Source organism: Pseudomonas sp. SLBN-26 (genome assembly GCF_006715895.1).
In the GTDB taxonomy this organism is placed as follows: Bacteria; Pseudomonadota; Gammaproteobacteria; order Pseudomonadales; family Pseudomonadaceae; genus Metapseudomonas; species Metapseudomonas otitidis.
In genome coordinates, this window is sequence record NZ_VFOB01000001.1 from 4,494,593 (window position 1) to 4,510,246 (window position 15,654).

Here is a 15,654-nt window from a genome sequence, read left to right on the forward strand (position 1 = left end):
GCCGCTTCAGAGGGCGAGGATGGCCTGGGCGAGGGCTTCGTCGCTGGCGTCGCGGGCTTCCGGCAGGCGGGTGCGCAGGGTGTCGAAGGCGGCTTCGAGCTGCACGCCACGGATGGCGCCTTCGCTGGCGACGAAGCTGGCGGCGTCGTCGCGGGCCTCGCGGATCACCTTCATGTCGCGGATGGAGGTGGTGGTGTCGGAGGTGAAGTCGATGCTGCGGCCCAGTGCACGGACGACGATGTTGCTGGTGGCGACCAGGGTCTGGGCCTGGGCGATGCCGGTGAACAGGGTGAGGGCGGTGGCAGCGACGATCAGCGTGCGACGCATGGAGGGTCTCCGGAGGTGAAAACTGTACGGGTCATTGGACGTCAAAGCGGCCGCCCGGTTCAGCGCAAGCGCAGCGGCACCGGCGCGGCGGGCGCCAAGGCTAGCGAAAGGCGCCAGGCGCGGCCATAGCCTGCTGTCGCGGCTGTGAACCGGGTGGCGCCGATCGGTGGCCTCAGAGGGCGAGGATGGCCTCGGCCAGTTGCAGGTCGCTGGCCTGCAGCTGCGGGGCCTTGGTGCGGATGTGCACCAGGGCGGCTTCCAGGCGGGCGCCACGGATGGCGCCTTCGCTGGCGACGAAGCTGGCGGCGTCGTCACGGGCGGCGCGTACCAGCTTGCTGTCGCGCAGGGAGGAGGAGGCGTCCGAGGTGGCGTCGGCGGTGGCGCTGAGGGCGCCGACCAGGGAGTCGGTGGTCACGGCAAGGCTGGAGGCGAAGGTGGTGCTGGAGAAGGCCAGGAGCGCAGCGGCACCGAGCAGGCGGAACGAGGGCATGGGGAAACTCCTGTACGGCAGGGGGACGCCCGCCAGGGCGTCCCATCGACACGGTGCCCCGGGGCGGGGCGGCGCCGATTTTCGCACAGGGCCCAGCGCAGCGGCAGAGCAGATGACCGCCGGGTCGCGTTTCAGCGCCAGAACGGCTTGTCCAGCTCCACGCGGCGGTCGCTTTCGCTGAGGCCGATGTCGGCCAGCTGCTGGGCGTTGAGCTGGGCCAGGTGGCTGCGGGTGCGGGCGTTGCGCTGCCATTCGACGACGCGGGCGTACAGGCGCAGGAACAGCGGCGCACGGGGTGCGGGCGGCAGCGGGGCAGGGCGGGCGTGGAGGTGGCGTTCCATGGTTGTGGCTTCCCTGTTGGTGTGGGGCAGTCCATGGTCGCGCGGCGGGGGGGGCCTGGGCAGGCACAGCGGGGTGGAATTGTACGGGTCCAGGTGCGGATATTCGTGAACTGTTATGCCCGTATCCGGCACATCTGTACCAGCGCCCGGTTTCCCGGGACCGTAAAAACGAAAACCCGCCGGCTGAGCGGCGGGTTCTGTCGGTACTGCGGTGCGGCTTGCGCCGCGCTGGCTCAACGCCAGAAGGGCTTGTTCAGCTCCAGTTCACGCTGCGCTTCGCTGATGCCGGCGTCAGCCAGCAGGCGGGCGTCCAGCATGGCCAGTTGACGACGGCTGGCGATGCGGCGCTGCCACAGCAGCAGGGTGGAGATGACGCGCAGCGGCCAGGAGGCTTTGGCGCTCGACTCGTGGGAGTTGAAGATCAGGTCGGAACTGAGGGTACGTTCCATGGCGGTGCTTCCTTCCCGCTTGTGGCGGGGCTAGAGGGGTTGTCTGGTGGCTATTTTCTAGCCGGAACAGCCGACCCAGTAGTCACAGCTACCGAAAATTGTATGGCTACTAGAAAGCAAGCTAACTAACTGTATTGGTAAAATTTTAGTCAGCTGTACCGGTCACCCGTTGAAACCCTCGGCATTCAACGGGAAACCGGATTTTCCTCTGGGGAAGTGCCTTTTGGCAGGGGTTTGGAGCAGTACAGTTGGCCTTTTACCTGATGCAGTTTTTTGACCTGTTTGTCAGGTAAAAGGCCGTTCGGCGGGGGCTCAGCTGGCCAGCATGCGGCCGGTTTCTTCCAGGTTGATGTGCCAGGCCATGGCCTCGCGGAGCAGGTGCGGGGTGTGCCCGCCCTTGGCGCAGGCGGCGCTGAAGTACGCATCGAGCGCCGGACGATAATCCGGATGCACGCAGTTGTCGATGATGACCCGTGCGCGCTCGCGCGGGGCCAGGCCGCGCAGGTCCGCCAGGCCCTGTTCGGTGACGAGGATGTCGACGTCGTGCTCGGTGTGGTCCACGTGGCTGACCATGGGCACTACGCTGGAGATGGCGCCGCCCTTGGCGATGGACTTGGTGACGAAGATCGCCAGGTGGGCGTTGCGGGCGAAGTCACCCGAGCCGCCGATGCCGTTCATCATCCTGGTGCCGCCGACGTGGGTGGAGTTGACGTTGCCGTAGATGTCGAACTCCAGGGCGGTGTTGATGCCGATGATGCCCAGGCGCCGCACCACTTCGGGGTGGTTGGAGATCTCCTGCGGGCGCAGCACCAGCTTGTCCTTGTAGCGCTCCAGGTTGCCGAACACGTCGGCGTTGCGGCGCGCGGAGAGGGTGATGGAGCTGCCCGAGGCGAAGCGCAGCTTGCCGGCGTCGATCAGGTCGAAGGTGGAGTCCTGCAGCACCTCGGAATACATGGTGAGGTCCTGGAAGGGCGAGTCGATCAGGCCGCACATCACCGCGTTGGCGATGCTGCCGATGCCGGCCTGCAGCGGGCCGAGGTTGTTGCTCATGCGGCCGTCGGCCACTTCACGGCCGAAGAAGGCGATCAGGTGGTCGGCGATGGCCTGGGTCTCGTGGTCCGGCGGCAGCACGGTGGACAGCGAGTCGGGCTGGTTGGTGAAGACGATGCCGGCGATCTTCGCCGGGTCGATCGGGATCGCGGTGCTGCCGATGCGGTCGTCCACGCGGGTCAGCGGGATCGGCGTGCGGGTCGGGCGGTAGGTCGGGATGTAGATGTCGTGCAGCCCTTCCAGGTTGGTGTGGTGGGAGAGGTTGATCTCCACGATCACCCGCTTGGCGAAGATGGCGAAGCTGGCCGAGTTGCCCACCGAGGTGGTCGGCACGATGTGGCCCTGCTCGGTGATGGCGGTGGCCTCGATCACGGCGATGTCCGGCAGCTTGAGCTGGTGGTTGCGCAGCTGCTCGACGGTTTCCGACAGGTGCTGGTCGATGAACATCACGCTGCCGTCGTTGATCGCCTTGCGCAGGGTGCTGTCCACCTGGAACGGCATGCGCCGTGCCAGTACGCCGGCCTCGGTGAGCTGCTTGTCGAGGTCGTTGCCCAGGCTGGCGCCGGTCATCAGGGTGATGCGCAGCGGCGAGGCCTTGGCGCGTTCGGCCAGGGCGCGGGGCACGGCCTTGGCTTCACCGGCGCGGGTGAAGCCGCTCATGCCGACGGTCATGCCGTCTTCGATCAGGGCCGCGGCCTCGGCCGCACTCATGACCTTGTCCAACAACGAGGGCAGGCGTACGCGATCAGGGTACATGGAGGAAAACCTCAGGGCTTCAGGGTGGGGAGGAAGGCGCGCAGTCTAGGGGCTGCGGCGCGGGGCGACTTCTATACCAAGGTCGAAGAGGCCGCTCTGGACGGGGCCTTTGCGCGCGCCATGGTGGTGCTTCGGAGGGCGCTTTTGAATGCGGCGGATTGGCGCGGCGCAGACGGCCGCGCGGGGTATGGCGAGGGGCCCGGGCAGGCCCCTGCGGGGGTCAGTCGGCGCGTTCGCCGCACAGGTCCAGGGCGAACCAGCGTTCCGTCGCCTCGGCGTCCAGGCCGGCGCCGATCAGGGCGAACAGCTTGGCCAGGGCGGCCTCGCGGGTCATGCCGCCGGCCGACACCAGGCCACTGGCGGCCAGTTGGCTGCCGGCGGCGTAGACACCGAACTCCACGTGCCCGGCCGGGCACTGGCTGATGGCCGCCAGCACCACGCCGCGCTGGCGCGCCTCGCGCAGCACCTGCAGCAGCTCGGCGTTGTCCGACGGGCCGGTGCCGCTGCCGTAGCACTCCAGCAGCAGGCCCTGCACGCCGCTGCCCAGCAGGGCCCGCAGGTGCGCGGCCTGCAGGCCGGGGAACAGCGGCACCACCGCCAGGTTGACCGGCTGCCGACGGATGGCGAAGTCCAGCTCCGCAGGCACCGGGGCGTGCTCGCCGTGGCGCGGGCGCGGCAACACGGTGAAGGCGTCCAGCGCCTCGCTGTACAGCTTGCTGACCCGGGCGCCGTGCATCAGCGCGCCGTTGAACCACAGGTGCACGCCGGGCGCCACGCCAGCCGCGAGGGCCGCCAGGGCGCCGCACAGGTTGGGCCAGGCGTCGCTGCCCTCGGCCCCGGCCGGCAGCATGGAGCCGGTGAGCACCACCGGCACGCCCAGGCCGAGCAGCTGGAAGCTCAGGGCCGCAGCGCTGTAGGCCAGGGTGTCGGTGCCATGCAGCAGCAGCACGGCGTCGTGCCCACCTTCGCGCACTGCGTCGACGATGACGTCGCGCATGGCCAGCCACTGGGCCTGGGTCATGTTGGCGCTGTCCAGCAGGGGCAGCATCTCGGCGAAGGTGAAGTCCAGGGCCGGCGCAGTGGGCTGGCTCGCCAGGTGCTCGCGCATGCGCGCCTCGAAGCCGCCGGCCGGGGCCAGGCCCTGGGCGCTCTGCAGCATGCCGATGGTGCCGCCGGTGTAGAGGACGAAGAGGTTCTTGACTGCGCTCATGCCTTGCCCTGGTCGTACGGGGAGTAAAACGGTGGGCCAGCATAACGCTGAATCCGGTCGCGAACGCGAGCCGATCCCACCAGAAAAGGTTGCCTGATATGAAAATGCCGCTTCCCCGCAGGGCGGAGAAGCGGCATCCGGTGACGCGCGGGGCGCTTAGCGGTGGCTTTCCGCCAGGCCGGCCGGGACCTGCTGCGGAGCCGCTTCGGTGACCGGGTTGATCGGCCAGGCGGCGCGGTCCAGGTCCAGGTCGGTGAACTTGCTGGCGTCGAACACCGGCTGGTCGATGCCGGCCTTGCGCTGCTCGTCGTAGTCACGCATCACCCGCAGGCCGACCTTGATCAGCAGGGCCAGGGCCAGCAGGTTGACGAAGGCCAGGCAGGTCATGGTGATGTCGGCGAAGGCGAACACGGTGCCCAGGTTCTGCATGGAGCCCCAGCAGATCAGTGCCAGCACCAGGCCACGGTAGGTCAGCAGGGCGGCGCGGCTGCGGCCGGCGAGGAACTGCAGGGCGTTCTCGCCGAGGTAGTAGTTGTAGAGGATGCAGGTGAAGACGAAGAGGCTCAGCGCGACGCTGACGAAGATCCGGCCCCAGTCACCGACCACGGCGGCCAGGGAGTTCTGGGTCAGGACGATGCCGTCGCCTTCGAAGCCCGGGGTGTAGAAGCCGGACAGCAGGATCAGCAGCGCGGTGCAGGTGCAGATCACGAAGGTGTCGAGGAACACGCTGAACGCCTGGACCACGCCCTGGGCGGCCGGGTGCTTCACGGCGGCCACGGCGGCCACGTTCGGGGCGCTGCCCAGGCCGGCTTCGTTGGCGAACACGCCACGCTTCACGCCCATCACGATAGCGCTGCCCAGCAGGCCGGCGAAGGCCGGTTCCAGGCCGAAGGCGCTCTTGACGATGGTCACCAGCATGCCCGGGACCAGCTCGATCTGGGTGGCGATCACGTACAGGGTCACGCCGATGTAGGCCAGGGTCTTGACCGGCACCAGCAGGTCGGAGACGGCGGCGATGCGCTTGATGCCGCCGATGAACACCAGGCCCAGCAGCACGGCCAGGCCGATCCCGGTGTACTGCACCGGCAGGCCGAAGGCGTTCTCCAGGGAGTGGGTCACGGTGAAGGACTGCAGGCCGTTGAAGGCGAAGCCGTAGGTCACCAGCAGCAGCACGGCGAAGGTCACGGCCATCCAGCGCAGCTTCAGGCCGTGCTCGATGTAGTAGGACGGGCCGCCACGGTACAGGCCGTCGCCATCGGCGCGCTTGTAGACCTGGGCTAGGGTGCACTCGAAGAAGCTGCTGGACATGCCGACCAGGGCGGTCACCCACATCCAGAACACGGCGCCCGGGCCGCCCAGGGTCACGGCGATGCCGACGCCCGCGATGTTACCGGCGCCGACGCGGCCGGCGAGGCTCAGCATCAGGGCCTGGAAGGAGCTCAGCTGGCCTGCCTGGCCGCGGATGGATTCCTTGAAAACGCTGAACATGTGGCCGAAGTGGCGGAACTGGACGAAACGGGAGCGGAGGGTGAAATACCCGCCCAACCCGACGATCAGCACGATAAGCAGTTTCCCGGACAGGAAGTCGTTGAGCGCTTCGAGCATTGGAGAATTCCTCGATTCTTATTGTTCGAACGATGGAGTGCCGCGAGCGGGTCGAGGCAGAGGCGCGCATGGTTGGGCATGGCCGTCGGTCAGGCAATTTCGCAGGTTGGCTCAAAATGGTGCGAGTTGACGCTACAATCGCGCCGCTCGCGTCAGCTGGAGGGGCGGGAATTGTCAAACAATCTGGGTGCCAACCTGAAGTTGCTGTGCAGCCACTACCGCTCTATCTCGGAGGTTTGCCGGAAGCTGTCGATCAACCGTGCGCAGTTCAACAAGTACCTCAGCGGCCAGAGCGCGCCGACGGCCTACAACCTCAAGCGCATCGGTGATTTCTTCGGTGTCGAGGACTATGAGCTGGGCCTGCCACCGGAGCAGTTCGCCCGCCTGATCGGTGCCCGCCGCCCCCACGACAGCAGTGCCCCCAGCGACGACCCACTGATGCAGATGCTGCGCCCCCTGCGCGAGCACGCCGGCGACCTGTCGCGCTACTGCGGCTACTACTTCGAATACTCCAACTGCATGTCGGTGCCCGGCACCATCCTGCTGTCGCTGGTGCACCTGTGGGAGGAGCGCGGCACCTTCCTGTTCGAGCGCCAGGAACGCCAGGAGCGCTCCAGCGCCTCCAACGTCGAGGCCGAGGACTGGGTGCGCTGCCGCTACCTTGGCGCGGCGTTCCAGCTGCAGGACCGGCTGTTCCTCGCCGACTTCGAGTCGCTCACCCTCAATGAGATGAGCCAGACCATCCTCATCCCCAGCTTCAAGAGCCGCATCACCCGCCTCAACGGCCTCAAGACCGGTGTCTCCAGCGGCGACCGGCGCAACCCCGCCTGCACCCGCGTGGTGTGGGAATACCTGGGGCCGGAGATCAACCGCGTCAGCGCCTACCGCCAGGTGATGCTCTACCGCCCGGACGACCCGCGCATCGACGAGGACATCCGCCGCCGCCTGCAGGTCGGGCCGCTGCAGAACAACCTCTTCGAAATCGAATGACCCACCCGCTTCAAGGAACCCCCCGACCATGGACGTTCTCCGTCACCCCCGCTCCCTCGCCCGTGCCCTCGTGCTGCTGTTCGCCGGCCTCCTGCTCGCCGGCTGCGGCGGCGTGAAGGGCAAGGGCTACCTGTTCACCCGCGACAGCCAGGCGCTGCGCCTGAACGATGAGGCCACCCTGCACCAGGGCCACAAGGAGCTGGAGTTCAGTCCCACGCCGAGCTTCTTCGGCACCTTGCGGCTGAAGGACGAGCGCGACGACGTCAGCATCGACGTGCCCCGCAGCGCCTACGGCAAGCGCTCGTTCTTCATCGACGGCCGGGAGGCCGGGCTGAACTACGACATCCAGGCCCGCTGGCGCGAGGAGCGCGAACTGCAGACCGAGCGCGATCGCCAGGAGTCCTGCACCGCGCCGGGCTATTGCACCCGCACCGTGAGCGTCCTCAATTGCGACGGCAAGCGCTACCTCAGTGGCACCGAGCGCTACGGCGACCACCTCGACGACCAGAACTGCCGGCGCGAGCAGGTGACCCGCACCGACTACTTCCGCGATTGCCCCGGCTCCCGCCCGGTGCGCGAGCGTTACCAGGTCTACCGCCTGCTGGTGAACCTGTCCTTCACCGACCCCGTCCACAAAGGCCCGCCCGCCGCCGAGTTCGACGGCGAAAGCCGCCTGCGCGACCGCTTCCTGGAACGCCTCTCCGAGGGTGCCTGCCGGGTCAATTGACCCCGCACCACCCTCCGTGCCACCGCCTGGCCGCGACGTGATGCGCTTCGTGGCCTCAGCGCATCCTACGGTTCGCCCGAGGACCAACGGGAGGCGTCGGGTGCGGTGCCGAACGCTTCAATCGGCACCCGTAGGATGGCGCTGAGCGCAGCGAAGCCCATCGATCCGAGCGCCAAGGCCATCCGAGGTGCCTCCCTTGGCCGCGACGTGATGCGCTTCGTGGCCTCAGCGCATCCTACGGTTTGCCCGAGGGCCAACGGGAGGCGTCGGGTGCGGCGCCGAACGCTTCAATCGGCACCCGTAGGATGGCGCTGAGCGCAGCGAAGCCCATCGATCCGAGCGCCGAGGCTATCCGTGGTGCCGCCACTTGGCCGTGACGTAATGCGCTTCGTGGCCTCAGCGCATCCTACGGTTCGCCCGAGGACCCACGGGAGGCGTCGGGTGCGGTGCCGAACGCCTCAACGACACCCGTAGGATGGCGTTGAGCGCAGCGAAGCCCATCGATCCGAGCGCCGAGGCTATCCGTGGTGCCGCCACTTGGCCGTGACGTGATGCGCTTCGTGGCCTCAGCGCATCCTCCGGTTCGCCCGAGGGCCAACCGGGTGGCGTCGGGTAGACCGCGCTTCATCGATCCAGGCGGACCCCGTCCCCCAGCCTGCTCAGAACCCCATCTGCCACTGGGCGATGAGGGCGTTGTTGCGGGCGTTGCTGCCCAGTTCGCCGCTGTAGGCGAGGCCGATGCGCTGGGTGCTGCTCAGGCCGAGGTCGAGGCCGGTTTCCACCAGCAGGCTGTTGCGGTCCAGGGCGGTGCCTTCGACGCGGAAGGCGCTGCCGCCGCTGAGGAAGGCCTGACGGGTGCTGCTGTCGACGTCGCCGTAGACGTGGCGCCAGGCCAGGGACAGGCGCGGCACCAGGGTCATGCCGTTGTCCAGGGTGCCCAGGTGCGCCAGGCGCAGGCCGAGGCTGCTGGTGAAGTTGCCCTGGTGCTGGTCGTCCACCCGCAGGGCGGCGGCTCCGCCCCGTTCGGCGTAGCCGTCGCGGGCGTAGTACTGGTAGCCCAGCCCGGCAAAGGGCTCGGCCTGCCAGCGCCCGCTGCCCAGGGCGTAGCCCAGTTCGCTGACGGCCTGCAGGCTGTGGGCGTCGTAACGGCCCTTGAGGCGGTCGCTGAATCCGTCGAACTCAACCGTACGGCGGCTCTCGCCGTCATGCCGGCTGTAGGCGGCGCCCAGGCGCAGGGACAGCGGGCCGTCCTGGCGCAGGCCGTAGAGGCCCAGGTGCAGGCTCTCCACATCGCCCTTCAGGCTGCGTCCGGCATCCAGCCGGGTGCGCGAGTAGCCACCCAGCACGCCGAGGCGCCACTGGCCGTCGAGGGCCCAGTCGGCGCCGAGCACCGCCCCCCGGGTATCGCTGTCCAGGTCGGCGCTGCCGGCCTGGCCGTCCAGGCGGCCGTGGCTGCCCAGGCCTTGCATCCACAGGCGGCCTTGGGCGGCGGGGTCGTTGAGGTTGCGTGCCGCTTCAGGCACGCCGAGGGCCGCCAGTTGCGGTCCGTCTTCCAGCGAGCGGGCGCTGAGCAGCCCGCCGGTGCCGCTGGCCCCGACGCTTTGCAGTGCGCCGAGCATGGCGCCGGTGACCTGGCCGGTACTGGCCAGGCTGCTGCCGGCGAGGCTGGCGTTGCCGGCGGCGGCCAACTGGTCGAGGGCCTGCCCGGCGCGGGTGCCGTCCTGCACCACCAGGGCGTTGTACAGCTGCGGGCTGCCCTGGGCACTAATGCTGCCCGCGACCGTGGCGGCGTTGCCGTTGCCGGCGAGGCTGGCGAAGGCCACGTCGTTGCGGGTCAGCTCCAGCTCCACGCTGTTGGCGCCGTAGCGCAGGCTCGGGGTGAGAAAGGCGAAGGTGCTGGTGACGCTGGCGAAGCGCCCGCTGACACCGCCGGCCGCCTGGATCACCTGGTAGCGGCTGGTGTTCGGGTAGGTGCCGGCGCTGGCACGGACATCCAGGCGGGCGCCGTCGAGGCTGACCCGGCCGTCGGCCTGCAGCGGGCTGTGGCTGCCGTCGGCCGCGACGGCGAAGGCCAGGGTGGAACCGGCCGCGAGGTCGAGGTTATCCACATGGCCGCCGCCGGCGTAGGTGGCGCCCGAGGCGATGCCCAGGGTGCCGCCGATGCGCCCGAGGTTGACCAGCTCGGCGCCGGCCAGCACCTGGCCGCCTTCGCTGAAGTCGTCGGTGTCGAGGGTCCAGCGGCCGGCGCTGACCTGCAGCCATTCGAAGCGGGTGCTGTTGCCGAAGCTGCCGCCGCCGACGTCGTCCAGGGTCAGCACGTCGCGGCCGGCGCCGCCGTCCACCCGGCCGACGAAGCGGCTGCCGCTGCGCAGGGTGAGGCTGTCGGCGCCGCCGCCCAGGTCCAGGGCCACGCCGCCGGTGCTGCTGATCAGGCCGCCGTTGATCACGCTGTCGGCCTGCTCGCCGATGATGCGCACGGCATCGCCGCCCAGGCCGAGGATCTGCCCGAAGTTCTCCAGGTGGGTGGCATAGGGGGCGCCGCCGGTGGCGCTGTCGTCGATGAGGATGGCGTTGGCCGCCCCGCTGATGGTGGCGCCGGCGTGGTTGAAGATTGTCCCGCCGCCCATGGCGATGCCTTCGCTGGTGTTCGGCGAGCCGTCCTTGGAACCGCCGGCGCCGGTGCCTTCGATGATGCCGTGGTTGTCGATCCAGCCCTGGCCGTCGATGTCCACGCCATCGCCGTCGCCATCGGGCACCAGGCCGTTGTAGGCACCGGTGATGCGCCCGTAGTTGGTGACCCGGCCGTTGCCGTCGGAGCCGAAGCCCGAGCCGTTGCGGCCGATGATCACGCCGCCTGCGTAGTTGACCAGCTCGGCGCCGGCATCGGTGGTGATGCCGTGGCGGCCACCGGTGATGGTGCCGTGGTTCTCCACCTTGCCGCCGGTGGAGGCGTCGAAGTCGATGCCGTCGAACTTGGCGTCGGCGCTGGTCATGTCGCCGCTGCTGATGGTGCCGTAGTTGGTGATGGTGGCGTTGTTGCCGACGCGCATGGCGTCCTCCCGCACACCGCGGATCAGGCCGGTGGCGCGGTTGGTGATGTCGATCTGCACGTTGGTCTTCAGGTCCTTGAGCATGATCGCGCGGTCGGTCTGGGAGATGACGGTGCCGGCGTTGTCGATGGACACGCGGGTGCCGGCCAGGTCGCCGCTGATGCGGATGGCCTGCTTGGCGGCGTCGAGGGTGGCGCCTTCGCGGTTGATGATCTGGTAGGTGCGCGCGGGGTTGCTGCCGGAGGCGTCGAGGCCGCGGTCGGCGGTGGACTTGATCAGGCCGCTGTTGTCGACGACCACGCCGGTGCCGCTGGTGGCGTTCTTCAGCTCCACGCTTTTGCCGCTGGTGGTGATGCTGCCGCTGCTGCCCACCTGGAGGGTGGTCTCGCCGCTGAGCACCTGGCCGGTGGTGGTGGCGCTGTTCACGGTGACGGTGGCGGCGCTGGCCAGGCCGGTGCAACCGGCCAGGGCGAGGGTGATGCAGCGGGCGAGCGGGGACGGCGAGCGGAGCATGGCGGCAACCTGTTGGGGGTCTTGTTGGCTGGCCGCTCTTTATAAGGAAGAAGTCTTACCGTTCCGTAACAGCGGTGTGACGGGAATAAGGGAGTGGGGCGGGCCATCCCGCGTCGCCCGTCGAGGTGACGGGCTGCAACGGGGCGGGATGGCACCGGGTGCGGCCTACGCCGGCCGCAGATCCTCCAGCCGGCGGCGCTGGCGGCCTTCGCCGTCGAAGTTATCCACAGCCAGCCAGGCCTCGAAGGCGCTGCGCACGGTGGGCCATTCGCCGTCGATGATGGAGAACCAGGCGGTATCGCGGTTCTGGCCCTTGATGACCATGTGCTGGCGGAACAGCCCTTCGTAGCGGAACCCCAGGCGTTCGGCGGCGCGCATGGAGCGGGCGTTGGCGGCGTTGCACTTCCACTCCAGGCGGCGGTAGCCGAGGTCGTCGAAGGCGTGGCGGGCCAGCAGCCAGACCGCTTCGGTGGAGGCCGGCGAGCGCTGCATGGCCTGGCCGAAGGCGATGTGGCCGATCTCGATGGCGCCATCCTTCGGGGCGATGCGCAGGTAGCTGAGCAGGCCGGTGACGCGGCCGCTGGCCAGGTCGACGACGGCGTAGAACAGCGGGTCGCGGTTGGCGGCGTGGCCGGCGAGCCAGGCGTCGAAGGGCACGCGCTCGGGGAAGGGGCCGTAGGGCAGGTAGTTCCACAGCGCCGGGTCGTGGCCGGGGCCTTGCAGGGCGTGCCAGAGGTCGTCGCCGTGGCGCGCCGGGTCGAGGGCTTCCAGGCGCACGAAGCGCCCGGGCAGGGCGCGGTGGTCGGGGGTGGGGCGGGGTTGCCAGTGGCTGAGGTCGGTCATGGGGCGGTCCTCACAGGACTTTGCGGTACTGGACGAAGCCGGAGCGGTTGGCGATGCGGTCGTAGAGCTGCATGGCGTCGGTGTTGGTCTCGTGGGTCAGCCAGTGCACCCGCGAGCCGCCGGCGGCCTCGGTGCGGGCGTAGACGTATTCGATCAGCGCGCGGCCGATGCCGGCGCCGCGCAGGCCCTCGGCAACGAACAGGTCCTGCAGGTAGCAGTAGTTGCCCACCGTCCAGCAGCTGCGGTGGTCGATGCAGTGCACCATCCCGACGGCGCGGCCGTCCTGCCAGGCGAGGGCGGCGTGCATGGGTTCGGCCGGGTCGAGGAAGCGCTGCCAGGTGACGGCGCTGGTGGCCTCGGGGATCTCGGTCTTGTAGAAGCGCTGGTAGCCCTGCCAGAGGGGCAGCCAGGCGGCGTGGTCATCGGCGGTGACGGGGCGGATCTCGAGGCTCATGGGGCGTCCTTGTGGGCTCGGTTGAGGATCAGGAAGTGGACTGCAGCCGGGCCGCCAGGGCCTGGTCGCGCGGATCGGCGGAGGCCTCCAGGCCGGCGCGGACACCGGCCTGGTCGGCAGCGGAACGGTTCTGGCCGAGCTTCCACTTGCCTTCCAGGCGGCGGATCGGCAGGGCGAAGCCGACGATGGCGCGCAGCATGCTGGCCAGGTAGTCGGCCGGGGCTTCGTCCACGGACCAGGGGCGTGCCTGACGCGCTTCGTGGCGGTCGCTGAGCTGGCGCACCAGGGCCAGCAGGCGTTCGGGGTCGTCGAACACTTCGGCCTGGCCCCAGGCGTGCACGGCGATGTAGTTCCAGGTAGGCACCGCCTTGCCGTGCTCGGCCTTGCTCGGGTACCAGCCGGGGTGGACGTAGGCGTCCGGGCCGCTGAACACCACCAGGGCTTCGCTGCCAGCGGCCAGGTCGCGCCAGTGCGGGTTGGCCCGGGCGAAGTGGCCGTAGAGGGTGCCGAACTCGCCTTCGCCGGGGGCCAGCAGCAGCGGCAGGTGGCTCGCCTGCAGGCCCTGGGGGCCGGCGCTGGTGAGCAGTGCGAGGCCGCTGGCGTCGATCTGGGCATGGAGCTGGGCCAGGTCGTCCTGGCGGAAGGCGGCGGGGCAGTACATGGTCGGTCTCCTCGGCGATGGCTTCATGCTAGGCAGGGAATTGGCCTTGTGTAAGATCCATTGGCCGCCACTTTCATAGAGCCAATCGAGGCCGCCATGACCGCCACGCCCCCCTTGCCCGTCGACCTCTCCGGCATCCGCCTGGACCCTGCGCGGGGGCTGTCCCGCCAGCTCTACGAGGCGCTGCGCGAACGCATCCTCGACGGGCGCCTGGGCAGCCGCACGCGCCTGCCCGCCAGCCGCGACCTGGCGGCGCTGCTGGGCATCTCCCGCAACACCGTGACCCGCGCCTTCGACCAGCTCTATGCCGAGGGCTATGTGGAGGGGCGTGTGGGCGACGGCACCTACGTGGTGGAGTTATCCACAAGCCCGCCGGTGGCCCTGCCCGAACCGCCCGGGCCGGCGCCGAGCGTGGCCCTGGAGCGCCTGGAGCGGCATCACCTGCCGGCTTCGCCGGAGCGCGCGCCCCGGGCCTTTCGCATCGGCGTGCCAGCCTTCGACCTGTTTCCCTTCGAGACCTGGGCACGACTGTCCGCGCGCTTCTGGCGCAAGCCGTCGCTGGCGCGCCTGGGCTATGGCGACCCGGCGGGCGACCGGGGCCTGCGCGAGCTGGTGGCGGCCTACCTGCGCAGCAGCCGGGGCCTGGCCTGCGATGCGGAGCAGGTGGTGATCACCTGCGGTGCGCAGCAGGCCATCAGCCTCTGTGCGCAGTTGCTGGTGCAGCCGGGGGACCGGGTGGCTGTGGAAAACCCCGGCTATCGCGCGGCGGGCCACGCGTTCGCGGTGGCCGGTGCGCAGCTGGTGGGAGTGCCTGTGGACAACGAGGGGCTGGTCTGCCCGGCGCTGTCCGCTGTGGATAACTGCCGGCTGGTGTACCTGACGCCGTCCCACCAGTACCCGACGGGGGTGACGCTGTCCCTGGCGCGGCGCCTGGAGCTGCTGGAGTGGGCCGAGCGCGAGGGCGGCTGGATCATCGAGGACGACTACGACGGCGAGTACCGCTACAGCGGGGTACCGCTGGCGCCCCTGGCCTCGCTGGACCGGCAGGGGCGGGTGCTCTACGTCGGCACCTTCTGCAAGATCGCCTTCCCGGCCCTGCGCCTGGGCTACCTGGTGCTGCCGCCGGCCCTGGCCCAGCCCTTCGCCCGGCGGCTGGCTCTGGACATGCGCCATTCGGAGATCGGCACCCAGGCGGTGATGGCGGAGTTCATCGCCGCCGGGCACTTCCAGCGCCATGTCCGGCGCATGCGCCAGGCTGCCCGGGCGCGTCGCGATGCCTTGCTGCGGGACTGGCCGGCGGCGATTCCCGGTTGTGCACCGATGCCGGCGGTGGAAGCGGGGCTGCACCTGTGCATCCGCGTCGACAGCCTGGAACGGGAGCAGGCACTGCTGGGCGCCGCGCGGGCGGCGGGGGTGGAGATGAACGGGTTGAGCGGCTATTGGCTGGAGGACAGTGACGAGCCTGTGGATAACCGCGCCGGGCTGGTGCTGGGCTTCGCCGCCGTGCCCGAGCCGGAGATCGCCGAGGCGGTGCGGGTGTTGCGCCGGGCCTGGCGGGTGTAGGTGCCGTAGAGGCTTCGGTGTCGGGGGATAGCCCGGCCGGTGGATAAAAAGAGCGTTATCCATCCTACGCAATGACCGGCACCCGTAGGGGGATCGCGCTTCATCGATCCACCAGCGGAGTTGCGGCGGGTCCGGATGGTGGGCTGAAGCCCACCCTACGCCTAGGCAGCCCCCGTAGCCTGGGCTTCAGCCCAGGGATGTTCGACTCCAAGTCCCCGGGCTGAAGCCCGGGCTACGGCTGGCGGGTGTAGATGCCGCAGGGGGAGGCTTTGGTGTCGGGCGTGAGTCCGGTCGGTGGATAAAAAGAGCGTTATCCACCCTACGCAATGACCGGCACCTGTAGGGTGGATCGCGCTTCATCGATCCACCAGCGGAGCTGCGGTGGGCTCCGATGGTGGGCTGAAGCCCACCCTACGCCTAGGCAGCTCCCGTAGCCTGGGCTTCAGCCCAGGGATGCTCGGCTCCAGGTCCCCGGGCTGAAGCCCGGCCTACGGGGCTAGCGGTTTTAGGTCCACAGGGGGCTTCGGTGTCGGGGGGTAGCCCGGTCGGTGGATAAATAGAGCGTTGTCCACCCTACGCAATGATCGGCACCCGTAGGGTGGATCGCGCTTCATCGATCCACCAG

At 69.4% G+C, this 15,654-nt stretch carries 14 protein-coding genes; 3 read left to right on the top strand and 11 right to left on the bottom strand.

Translation table 11 applies throughout. The annotated features are described in order from the left end of the window. Window positions 1-6: 6 nt before the first annotated feature. The 7 genes from FBY21_RS20840 to FBY21_RS20870 all read right to left on the bottom strand — a co-directional run bounded on the left by FBY21_RS20840 (window position 7) and on the right by FBY21_RS20870 (window position 6,228). Window positions 7-327 carry a DUF2388 domain-containing protein gene (locus tag FBY21_RS20840; RefSeq protein WP_044403447.1) on the bottom strand — a complete coding sequence of 107 codons (321 nt, stop codon included), beginning with the start codon at window positions 325-327 and terminating at the stop codon, window positions 7-9. A 172-nt stretch (window positions 328-499) separates the two neighbouring features. Then, on the bottom strand, window positions 500-817 hold the full coding sequence (locus tag FBY21_RS20845; protein WP_142013370.1) for a DUF2388 domain-containing protein: 318 nt from the start codon (window positions 815-817) through the stop codon (window positions 500-502). 131 nt (window positions 818-948) lie between these two features. Beyond that, window positions 949-1,158 (bottom strand): DUF1127 domain-containing protein, encoded by a 210-nt coding sequence (locus FBY21_RS20850; RefSeq protein ID WP_044403443.1) that lies wholly within the window; start codon window positions 1,156-1,158, stop codon window positions 949-951. Between the two features lie 233 nt (window positions 1,159-1,391). Continuing rightward, entirely contained in the window at window positions 1,392-1,607 is a 216-nt protein-coding gene (locus tag FBY21_RS20855) for a DUF1127 domain-containing protein (protein ID WP_044403441.1), read from the bottom strand. Between the two features lie 312 nt (window positions 1,608-1,919). Then, window positions 1,920-3,413, bottom strand: a complete 1,494-nt coding sequence (locus FBY21_RS20860; protein ID WP_044403440.1) for an acetyl-CoA hydrolase/transferase family protein — start codon at window positions 3,411-3,413, stop codon at window positions 1,920-1,922. A 220-nt stretch (window positions 3,414-3,633) separates the two neighbouring features. Continuing rightward, entirely contained in the window at window positions 3,634-4,623 is a 990-nt protein-coding gene (locus FBY21_RS20865) for an asparaginase (protein WP_142013373.1), read from the bottom strand. Window positions 4,624-4,779: 156 nt separating this feature from the next. Further along, window positions 4,780-6,228, bottom strand: coding sequence for an alanine/glycine:cation symporter family protein (locus tag FBY21_RS20870; RefSeq protein ID WP_044403437.1), 1,449 nt, complete (start codon window positions 6,226-6,228; stop codon window positions 4,780-4,782). Between the two features lie 171 nt (window positions 6,229-6,399). Here FBY21_RS20870 and FBY21_RS20875 point away from each other — a divergent pair, with 171 nt between their 5' ends. Next, on the top strand, window positions 6,400-7,218 hold the full coding sequence (locus FBY21_RS20875; RefSeq protein WP_044403434.1) for a helix-turn-helix domain-containing protein: 819 nt from the start codon (window positions 6,400-6,402) through the stop codon (window positions 7,216-7,218). Window positions 7,219-7,246: 28 nt separating this feature from the next. Beyond that, window positions 7,247-7,945 carry a hypothetical protein gene (locus tag FBY21_RS20880; protein ID WP_142013375.1) on the top strand — a complete coding sequence of 233 codons (699 nt, stop codon included), beginning with the start codon at window positions 7,247-7,249 and terminating at the stop codon, window positions 7,943-7,945. Window positions 7,946-8,604: 659 nt separating this feature from the next. Here FBY21_RS20880 and FBY21_RS20885 read toward each other — a convergent pair. The 4 genes from FBY21_RS20885 to FBY21_RS20900 form a co-directional block, all read right to left on the bottom strand. Further along, window positions 8,605-11,508, bottom strand: a complete 2,904-nt coding sequence (locus FBY21_RS20885) for an autotransporter outer membrane beta-barrel domain-containing protein (protein ID WP_142013377.1) — start codon at window positions 11,506-11,508, stop codon at window positions 8,605-8,607. A 165-nt stretch (window positions 11,509-11,673) separates the two neighbouring features. Then, a complete protein-coding gene (locus tag FBY21_RS20890; protein ID WP_142013380.1) occupies window positions 11,674-12,351 on the bottom strand; it encodes a GNAT family N-acetyltransferase in 678 nt (225 codons plus the stop codon). Between the two features lie 10 nt (window positions 12,352-12,361). After that, entirely contained in the window at window positions 12,362-12,805 is a 444-nt protein-coding gene (locus FBY21_RS20895) for a GNAT family N-acetyltransferase (RefSeq protein WP_107331749.1), read from the bottom strand. Between the two features lie 28 nt (window positions 12,806-12,833). Then, window positions 12,834-13,466 carry an FMN-binding negative transcriptional regulator gene (locus FBY21_RS20900; RefSeq protein ID WP_142013382.1) on the bottom strand — a complete coding sequence of 211 codons (633 nt, stop codon included), beginning with the start codon at window positions 13,464-13,466 and terminating at the stop codon, window positions 12,834-12,836. Between the two features lie 96 nt (window positions 13,467-13,562). Between FBY21_RS20900 and FBY21_RS20905 the strand changes: the two genes are divergently transcribed. Continuing rightward, window positions 13,563-15,029, top strand: coding sequence for a PLP-dependent aminotransferase family protein (locus FBY21_RS20905; RefSeq protein ID WP_142013385.1), 1,467 nt, complete (start codon window positions 13,563-13,565; stop codon window positions 15,027-15,029). Window positions 15,030-15,654: the final 625 nt, after the last annotated feature.